Here is a 9864-nt window from a genome sequence, read left to right as displayed (position 1 = left end):
TGGCAGACACAATGATCTTGTCTTTTAAATCTGCTTCGGAAATATTTAATAATACATCACCAATAAATGCTGCAGGCACTACAAAAATAACTACCGAAGCACCTTTAAGTGCTTTCACAACATCTGTAGTTGGCTTTACTTTATCCGTATTTATTGTAGCATTAATTAAATAGGATCTATTTTTCCCATGCGCTTCAATATATTCAACATCTTGTTTATTTCTCAACCACCAATTTACACGAACATTTTTCTCTGAAAGTATTTTAACAAGTGCGGTTGCCCAACTCCCCCCACCTATTACTGCAATTTTTGTTGCTTCTACCTTTTTATGCATCAGTATTCGTATTATGTTTGTTAAAATATTATGTAAATATACATCATAAAAGTTAAACCTTTAAATGACAGCCATACAAAAACAATATTTAGGAGTTTTTTTGGGCATTTGTAGTGCTGCTTGCTTCTCTACCAAAGCAATCATGGTGAAGTACGCATACATGTATCATGCGGATACAGTTTTTATTTTATTCTTACGCTTATTCTTTTCTTTACCTATTTACATTATTCTTGCGTACATCTATTCAAAAAATGCACCCACTCCTATCACAAAAAAAGAATGGATATGGGTTGTATTGCTTGGTTTCATTGGGTATTATCTATCTAGTTTATTAGATTTCATAGGCCTTAAATACATATCTGCTTCATTAGAACGATTGATTCTGTTTGTTTACCCAACAATGATTGTAGTTCTTAATACCTTACTATTTAATAGCAAATTACAACGTAAAGACTATATAGCATTAGGACTTACATACATTGGTATTTTCTTTATTTATTTAGGCAACACAGAATCAACTTCAAGAAATTTGATCATTGGAAGTTTACTGGTATTTGGCTGTGCGTTGACCTATGCCTTTTATATAGTTGGTAGTGGGAAACTCATCCCTAAAATAGGTGCGCAAAGATATACATCGTATGTTATGATCGTCTCATCTATTGTTGTGATTATACACCAAGGAATCGCAAATGGAATACCTGACCTATCAACGGTTTCTGCTCCTATATTATGGATTGGATTTGCTATGGCGATGATTGCAACAGTCATCCCGTCTCTTACACTTGCTCAAGCTATAAATATACTGGGTACAGAAAAGTCTTCTATTATTGCTACCTTAGGTCCTGTATTTACGATTGCTTTAGCGAATTATTTACTAAACGAACCTTTTACAATACGACAAGGAATTGGCACTGCATTTATACTAACAGGCGTATTTATCGTAAGCAAAAAATAAGATACTACAAACATGATTATATATTCTAATAACGAATTTAGAACTGATACAGAGTCGATTTTTACAATCGATAACAGGGCATTTCAATATGGTGATGGCATTTTTGAAACCATGATATGTAAAAATAATGCGATTCAATATTTTTCAGATCATGTTACTCGTTTACAAAAAGCAATGGCATGTATGGATCTAACACATCCCATTTGCGAGAATGCAGACAGATTAAGAGATATTATTCATGATCTAATTCAAAAAAATCACTACGAATCTAACGTTCGCATAAAAATACTTGTACATCGTAATTGGGGTGGGTTGTATGCACCGGATTCAAATGAAGGAATTCTAACAATCCTTGTAAAAGAACACATACAGCCTACTAAAATGAGTAAAAAATATGTGGTTTTTTCAGACGATGTGCGCAATCACTACCACAAAGCTTCGATGTTTAAATTACTAAGTTCTGGGAGGTATGTACTAGCAGGTTTGGAGATGAAACATAGAAATGCCGACGATATTATTATCACCGACATCGATGGTAATGTGAGCGAATCCCTTCAAGCAAATATTTTTTGGATTAAAAATAATACCATCTATACACCTAGTGTTGAAACAGGCTGTATCGAAGGAATTATGCGCAAACAAATTCAGAATTATTGCAACATTAACAATATTGAATTCAAACCCGGATTTTATAATATTACAGCCTTAGAAAAATCGGATATAGTATTTGCGGGCAACATTGCAGGCCTCACTCCTTTTGAACAAATCGAAAAAGTAAAATTCAATATAGAGAATGAATTGTTTGATAGATTGAAAAAAAACCTATAAAAAAAGAGTCTGATAAATTACCAGACTCTTTTTTATTATATAGCTACAGCGGCTTTTATGTGTGGATGTGGATCGTATCCTTCCAAGGTAAAGTCTTCAAAGGTAAAGTCAAATATAGATTTCACATCTGCGTTAATTTTCATCGTAGGTAATGCTCTAAAATCACGGTTCAATTGCAGATTGGCTTGTTCAATGTGATTAGAATACAAATGTGCATCACCTAAGGTATGTACAAAGTCACCTAAGCCTAAGCCACATACTTGTGCAACCATCATCGTTAATAATGCATAGGAAGCAATGTTAAACGGCACACCTAAAAATACATCTGCACTGCGTTGATAGAGTTGACACGACAATTTACCATCCGCTACATAAAATTGAAAGAACGCATGACAGGGTGGTAATTTCATTTTGTCAATTTCACCCACATTCCATGCACTAACAATCAAACGTCTTGAGTCTGGATTATTTTTAATCATGTTCACTACATTCATGATTTGATCAATATGTAAACCGTCTGGGGTAGGCCAAGAACGCCATTGATAACCATATACAGGTCCAAGGTTTCCTTTTTCATCAGCCCATTCATCCCAAATAGATACATTATTATCTTTTAGATATTTTATGTTTGTATCTCCCTTTAAAAACCACAATAACTCATGAGTAATCGAACGCATGTGTAATTTCTTCGTTGTCAATAATGGAAATCCCTCTGCCAAATCAAACCGCATTTGATAACCAAACACACTAATTGTGCCTGTACCTGTACGATCTTCTTTTTTAACACCCTTATCCAAGATGTGTTGCATTAAGTCGTGATATTGTTTCATGAGCGATTTTCTATATATACACCTTAAAAATAACAAAAAAGACCTGCAGGTTTCCCTACAGGTCTTTTTATTTTTATAAACAATAATAAATTATTGTGCTGGTGTAGCTGGTGCAGGCTTATTACAACCTGAACCTGTACCTGATTGGCAGCAAGATTTTTTCTTTTTACCTTTTCCACCATCATTAACAGCTGCAGAAAGTGTACCAGCAGCCATTGCTACGAATACGATACCAAAAACGATTTTTTTCATATGATTGATTAATTAAAGGATTACTTGTTTTAATTATAGTTTTATAACGACCAACTTACGTTTTTAGTTCGTCAAACCCCAATTATTTAGATGAATTCGTGTTTTGGTAGGACTAAGTCCCGTAAATTAAGGTCGAAATAACGATAAAAAAACGTAATTTTGTTTTCTTAACACATTATTACCTATGGCTGATTATCATTTTGGAGAAGTTGAAAATAAGTGGCAAACAAAGTGGAATACTGAAAAAACATTTAAAGCTCAAGAAAACTCTACCAAACCCAAATATTACGTTTTAGATATGTTCCCCTACCCATCTGGGAGTGGTTTACATGTTGGACATCCACTTGGTTACATTGCTTCTGATATCATGGCGCGCTACAAACGCATCAAAGGATTTAATGTATTGCATCCAATGGGTTTTGACTCCTTTGGTCTACCTGCAGAACAATATGCCGTCCAAACGGGCCAACACCCTGCAATTACGACGGAAGAAAATATTACACGTTACATAGAACAATTAAATAAAATTGGATTTTCATTTGATTGGGATCGAGAAATTCGCACAAGTGATCCTGCATATTACAAATGGACACAATGGATTTTTATTCAATTATTTAATCATTGGTATAATAAAGCATCTGATAAAGCAGAATCTATTTCTAAACTTATCAACCACTTTGAAATATCTGGTAATGCAGGCATACAAGCTGCATGCGATGAAGATACAATTGAATTCACTGCAGCAGACTGGAAGAAATATTCCGAAAAAGAACAAAGTGATACGCTATTAAAATACCGATTAACCTATTTATCTGAAACAATGGTAAACTGGTGCCCAGGCTTAGGTACTGTACTAGCTAATGAAGAGGTAAAAGAAGGTTTGTCTGAGCGTGGTGGCTACCCGGTTGAACGCAAGAAAATGAAACAATGGAGTATGCGAATTACTGCGTATGCAGATCGCTTGCTGAATGGTTTAGATACACTTGATTGGCCAGAAGCAATGAAGGACATGCAACGCAATTGGATTGGAAAATCCATCGGTGCGATGCTTTCCTTTAAGGTTGTTGACAAAAACATAACCTTGACTGTTTTCACAACACGTGTTGATACAACATTTGGCGTAACCTACGTATCTATTGCTCCAGAGCACGAATGGATTGCGGCATTAACATCTCCCGAACAAAAAGCTGCAGTTGATGAATATGTAACGAAAGCTAAAAACCGTTCTGAAAGAGATCGTATGAGCGACGTAAAAACTGTCTCAGGCTGCTTTACAGGTTCATATGTTATAAATCCATTCAACAATGAAAAGATACCTGTATGGATTGCCGATTATGTACTAGCGGGCTACGGTACAGGTGTTGTAATGGCTGTTCCATCTTCTGATGAACGTGATTATAAATTTGCTAATTTTTATAATCTTCCAATTATAGCTGTACAAGAAGGTACACATACAGATATTACGAAAGAAGATTTCGATCCTAAGGCGGGCACGATGACCAACTCAGGTTTCTTAAATGGACTTACTGTTAAACAAGCCATTCCGAAAGCAATTGAATTTATTGAAGAAAAGAAAATAGGTTCTTCTAAAATCAATTTCAAAATGCGCGATTCTATTTTTGGTCGTCAGCGTTATTGGGGAGAACCAATTCCAGTATTTTATAAAAACGACATTCCATATGTACTAAAAGAATCAGAACTCCCATTAGTACTTCCAGCCATTGATGAATACAAGCCTACAGAAACAGGCGAACCTCCTTTGGCACGCAATAAAGAATATGCAGATAAAGGATATGAGTTAAGTACGATGCCTGGTTGGGCTGGCTCTAGTTGGTATTTTATGCGCTACATGGACCCACAAAACGAAACGGCTTTAGCTGCTACGGATAAAATCAAGTATTGGGGACAAGTAGACTTATACATGGGTGGTGCAGAACATGCAACGGGTCACCTGTTATATTCTCGTTTTTGGAACAAGTTTTTATTCGATATGGGAATTACTCCAAATCAAGAGCCGTTTGCAAAATTGATCAACCAAGGCATGATACAAGGTGTTTCTAAATTTGCATATCGTGTAAATGGTACAAATAAATTTGTTTCTTCTGGTTTGAAAAAGGAATACGAAACCACTCCTATTCACGTTGATGTAAGCATTGTAACAAATGATGTATTAGATACCGAAGCTTTTAAGAAATGGAGACCGGATTTTGCTTCTGCAGAATTCATCTTAGAAGACAACACTTATGTGTGCGGTTCTGAAGTTGAAAAAATGTCGAAGTCAAAATTCAACGTTGTTAATCCAGACGATATTGTAAACAAATACGGTGCTGATACACTTCGTATGTACGAAATGTTTTTAGGTCCCTTAGAGCAATCGAAACCATGGAATACAAATGGTATTGAAGGTGTATACAAATTCTTAAATCGTTTTTGGAGATTATTCCACGATGCTACAAGCACTTTTAACGTAAGCGGTGCGGAAGCAAGTGCTGAAGAGTTAAAAGTATTGCACAAAACATTAAAACGCGTAGAAGAAGATATTGAAAGGTATTCATTCAATACACCTGTGAGTATGTTCATGATCTGTGTGAATGAATTGGGTGTTTTAAAATGCAACAAGCGAAGCATTCTAGAACCTTTAACGATTGCATTATCACCCTTGGCACCTCATATTTCTGAAGAATTATGGTCGCTTCTTGGACATACAGAATCTATTGTACATGCGACGTATCCAATATGGAATGAGAAGTATTTAGTGGAGAGTAATCACGAATATCCAATATCGATAAACGGTAAAATGCGCGCTAAAATAACCTTACCTGCTGACATGTCTACGGCTGACGTAGAGCAACAGGTATTGGCTAATGAAGTTGTTCAAAAATGGCTAGAGGGAAAAACTCCGAAAAAAATCATTGTAATTCCAAATAAAATAGTAAATGTTGTAATGTAACATACCTATAGTTCGTTCTAAATCAAAAAACCAAACCTAAATACATATATTATGAAAAAAATAGCAGTAGTATTCATGACATTATCCATTTTCGCAACTACAACAGAGGTTAATAGTGCAACATCAATTTGCAATCCTGTAGAATTAATGCAACCACAAACTTCAGTTACAGATATATATAATTTCTTAGTGCAAAGTTTAGGCTTAAGTACTACACAAAAGCCTGTTGTTAAAAAACTGGTAGATGAAGCAGGTGTTCTTACAACAAAATTAAATTCAGATACTGCACTAACTGCTGCTGAAAAATCTACAGCTACAACAGAAATTGTAAAGAATTTAACTTCTAAATTAGGCGATGGTGTTTTGAAAAAAGCTCAAAAAACTAAATTGGGAGGCTTAGCAACTCAATTAACTACCATGTTCTCTGCATTGAAATAATACATAGAGTTTTAACTTTATATAATAAAAAATCCCGCTTTAGGCGGGATTTTTTATTATATAAAACCTCTTTCTTATTAGAAAGCAAGAAAGTCAGCGCATTCTTGCTTTAAAACAATATTCGTTTTTCCCGATTTTAAACCATCAACAATCTTTCTAACTAAGACTCCAGCAACAGCCATACGTATGCCTAATTTAATTGCTAATTCAATACAGAAGTCAATTTTTTGATCTTCGTTATCGTCTTCCATGATTAACATTTGTACACATTCGTATACTCTGTCAAAACGCAAAGAATCCGTTTCAGGTGCTTTAAATTTAATTGGTTCGTCACTACGAATAATTTCTTTTATTCTATCGTTACTCAAACCATTCTTTTCACCTAATGCGAAAATTAATTTTTTTTCAGCTACTGAAAAATTTCCGTCTAAATTTGCTATCGCTACAAGGTTAGCAATTTGACTTTTAATTCCTTTGGTTTTTTTACTTACAAAGATTTCCATAAATAAAACTTTTCTTATTTTTTGATTATAACGTAAAGTAAATAAAAAAGATTTACTTTTTTCAATGAATTGCAAAATAATTTAATTCAACAATAAGTATATTATTAATATTCTGATATATACACATTAACAAACTTGAAAAAATACAATAAATTCTTAATTTATACACCAATACATTTCAATATAAAAAAATTAGTATTTTTACAATAATATAATTTATTTACAGCCATGACTGACATCAAAAAGACATTTTCGGAAGAAATTCAATCAAAATATTCAACAAAAGGCGATTTTATTGTATTGGGTAATGCACTATTAGAAAATGAAGCAATAGCCAATGCAACTATAAAGCTTCCGCTAAAAATGTTGAACCGTCATGGAATGATTGCAGGAGCAACAGGTACAGGCAAAACGAAAACGTTACAAACAATTGCAGAATCGCTTTCTTTAAAGGGAATACCTACTCTTATGATGGATATCAAAGGAGATTTGAGTGGGATTGCAGCTACTGGTGTAAGTAATGAAAAAATTGAAGAACGACAAGCAAAAATTGGGTTGCCATTTGAGCCTCAATCTTTCCCAACAGAGTTATTTAGTTTATCCAAAGAAAAAGGAATACGATTAAGAGCCACGGTTTCTGAATTTGGACCTGTTTTATTTTCTAAAATTTTGGAATTAAATGATACACAAGGCGGAATCGTTTCTTTGATTTTTAAATTTTGTGACGATGAACGGTTGCCTCTTTTGGACTTAGCAGATTTTAAAAGATTAATACAATACATTACGAATGAAGGTAAGGATCGCATTGAAAAAGACTACGGTAAAATTTCTTCTACCTCCACTTCAACCATACTTAGAAAAGTAATTGAACTTGAGCAACAAGGAGCTGATTTATTTTTTGGAGAGTATTCTTTTGAGGTAGAAGATTTGCTCAGAAAAGACTCGAATGGAAAAGGCTATGTTTCGATTATGAAAGTAACCGATATTCAAGATCGACCAAAGTTATTTTCAACCTTTATGTTGAGTCTTCTTTCAGAAATTTATAGCACCTTTCCAGAAGTTGGAGATTTAGAAAAACCCAAACTCGTTATTTTTATTGACGAAGCTCATTTAATCTTTAATGAAGCTTCAACAGCATTACTCAATCAAATAGAGACGATTATAAAACTTATACGATCTAAAGGTGTAGGTGTATTTTTCTGTACCCAAAATCCAATGGATATTCCGGCCGGTATTCTAGGTCAGCTTGGAACAAAAATTCAACATGCGCTAAGAGCCTTTACAGCAGCGGACAGAAAACAAATAAAACTAACAGCTGATAATTATCCGCTTACAGATTATTATAATACAGAATTACTTTTAACTTCTATGGGGATTGGGGAAGCAGCTATTACTGTTCTTACAGAAAAAGGCACTCCAGCACCATTAGCACACACCCTGCTTTGTGCACCAAGATCTAGAATGGATATTTTGTCTGACAATGAGATAGATCAAATTATTTCAAGTTCTACTTTAAGTGAAAAATACAATAAAGAAATTGATCGTAAAAGTGCGTACGAAATATTGAATGAAAAATATGCTGTAAAAGAAGAGGAAGTAACTCCAGCTAAGGTAGAACGAAAATCTACCAGAGAAGAAAAAAGCACATTTGAACAAGCTATTAATAGTCCTATTGCAAAGCAAGTAGGAAGAACCCTGGTTCAAGAAATCGTTAGAGGAATAATGGGTGTATTAGGCGTTACAACAAGCAGTCGCAAAAGAAGGAGATAAATGATTGTTATAGTAGTTGGTGGTGGAGCATCTGGATTTTTTAGTGCAATTACATGCGCGTCAACAAATAAAAACGCGCAAGTAATCATCTTGGAAAAAACAGATAAGTTGCTTTCTAAAGTACGGGTTTCTGGTGGAGGGAGATGTAATGTTACGAATGCCTGTGAAACGATTTCTGAATTTGCGGCAAACTATCCAAGAGGAAAAGATGTACTTGAAAAAGCTTTTAGCATTTTCAATAATCAAAGTACCATTGATTGGTTTAAGAAAAGAAAAGTATTATTAAAAACAGAACATGACGGCCGTATCTTCCCAATATCAGATAACTCCCAAACAATTGTAGATTGTTTAATTGATGAAGCATTAAAACATCATGTTCAAATTAAAAAGAGATCTGCTGTTACGTCAATAAAAATACAAGATGGAAAGTTTTATCTTCAAATAAATAATGCATCCGAATTAGTAGCTGATCGGCTTATTATTGCAAGTGGCGGACATTCGCAATTACAGCAATACGATTGGTTGCACAATTTGTCATTAAGCATCGTAAAACCTGTCCCCTCTTTATTTACGTTTAACACGCCAAGCTCACCACTTAAACATTTAATGGGAGTTGCGCACAATGCAAAAGTTTCCATTAAAAATTCACAGTACTCTTATACAGGTCCATTACTAATCACACATTGGGGCATTAGCGGTCCGGCAGTATTAAAACTTTCAGCATTTGCTGCAAGAGCACTAGAAGAAAAAAAATACACGTTCGAAATTGAAATTAATTGGGCGGAACACTTAAGTCAAATTACTGAAGTCGACTTAAAAAACATTCGATCAATAAATAGCAAAAAACTTGTGCGTAATGTCGTCCCTTTTGAATTACCTAAACGCCTGTGGGAGCACTTTTGCAACGAAGCAGAAGTGCGTGAATTTGAAAATTGGGCTGAACTTGGAAATAAAAAACTTCAATTATTATTTTCATTTATAAAAAAATATCCACTAGCGGCACA

At 34.4% G+C, this 9864-nt stretch carries 10 protein-coding genes; 6 read left to right on the top strand and 4 right to left on the bottom strand.

Going from position 1 to position 9864, the window contains the following annotated elements:
- Window positions 1-334: NAD(P)-binding domain-containing protein (locus Q0543_RS07450; RefSeq protein ID WP_299250895.1), on the bottom strand; the 334-nt coding region annotated here is incomplete at its 3' end.
- A gap of 64 nt (window positions 335-398) precedes the next feature.
- Between Q0543_RS07450 and Q0543_RS07445 the strand changes: the two genes are divergently transcribed.
- Both Q0543_RS07445 and Q0543_RS07440 read left to right on the top strand, forming a co-directional pair.
- Window positions 399-1289, top strand: a complete 891-nt coding sequence (locus Q0543_RS07445; RefSeq protein ID WP_299250892.1) for a DMT family transporter — start codon at window positions 399-401, stop codon at window positions 1287-1289.
- A 12-nt stretch (window positions 1290-1301) separates the two neighbouring features.
- The gene (locus Q0543_RS07440) at window positions 1302-2117 is read left to right on the top strand and encodes an aminotransferase class IV (RefSeq protein WP_299250890.1); all 816 of its coding nucleotides are present in this window, start codon (window positions 1302-1304) and stop codon (window positions 2115-2117) included.
- A gap of 35 nt (window positions 2118-2152) precedes the next feature.
- Here Q0543_RS07440 and Q0543_RS07435 read toward each other — a convergent pair whose 3' ends face one another.
- A complete protein-coding gene (locus tag Q0543_RS07435; protein ID WP_299250889.1) occupies window positions 2153-2947 on the bottom strand; it encodes a thymidylate synthase in 795 nt (264 codons plus the stop codon).
- A 90-nt stretch (window positions 2948-3037) separates the two neighbouring features.
- Window positions 3038-3199, bottom strand: a complete 162-nt coding sequence (locus tag Q0543_RS07430) for a hypothetical protein (RefSeq protein ID WP_299250887.1) — start codon at window positions 3197-3199, stop codon at window positions 3038-3040.
- A 184-nt stretch (window positions 3200-3383) separates the two neighbouring features.
- Between Q0543_RS07430 and leuS the strand changes: the two genes are divergently transcribed.
- Window positions 3384-6149, top strand: coding sequence for a leucine--tRNA ligase (leuS, locus tag Q0543_RS07425; protein ID WP_299250885.1), 2766 nt, complete (start codon window positions 3384-3386; stop codon window positions 6147-6149).
- Window positions 6150-6200: 51 nt separating this feature from the next.
- Window positions 6201-6587: a hypothetical protein gene (locus Q0543_RS07420; RefSeq protein WP_299250883.1), complete on the top strand. Its 387-nt coding sequence runs from the start codon at window positions 6201-6203 to the stop codon at window positions 6585-6587.
- A 77-nt stretch (window positions 6588-6664) separates the two neighbouring features.
- Here Q0543_RS07420 and Q0543_RS07415 read toward each other — a convergent pair whose 3' ends face one another.
- Window positions 6665-7165: a hypothetical protein gene (locus tag Q0543_RS07415; RefSeq protein ID WP_299250881.1), complete on the bottom strand. Its 501-nt coding sequence runs from the start codon at window positions 7163-7165 to the stop codon at window positions 6665-6667.
- A 153-nt stretch (window positions 7166-7318) separates the two neighbouring features.
- On the opposite strand from Q0543_RS07415, the gene Q0543_RS07410 reads away from it, so the two are divergent.
- Together Q0543_RS07410 and Q0543_RS07405 are read left to right on the top strand one after the other, a co-directional pair.
- Window positions 7319-8860 carry a helicase HerA-like domain-containing protein gene (locus Q0543_RS07410; protein WP_299250879.1) on the top strand — a complete coding sequence of 514 codons (1542 nt, stop codon included), beginning with the start codon at window positions 7319-7321 and terminating at the stop codon, window positions 8858-8860.
- A partial coding sequence (locus Q0543_RS07405; RefSeq protein ID WP_299250877.1) for an aminoacetone oxidase family FAD-binding enzyme occupies window positions 8861-9864 on the top strand: 1004 nt, incomplete at its 3' end. It abuts the gene before it with no gap.

This window comes from uncultured Cytophaga sp. (assembly GCF_937863595.1).
Taxonomy (GTDB): domain Bacteria; phylum Bacteroidota; class Bacteroidia; order Cytophagales; family Cytophagaceae; genus Cytophaga.
Note: the sequence above shows the minus strand (reverse complement) of the source record. Positions and strands in the feature narration are given on the sequence as shown.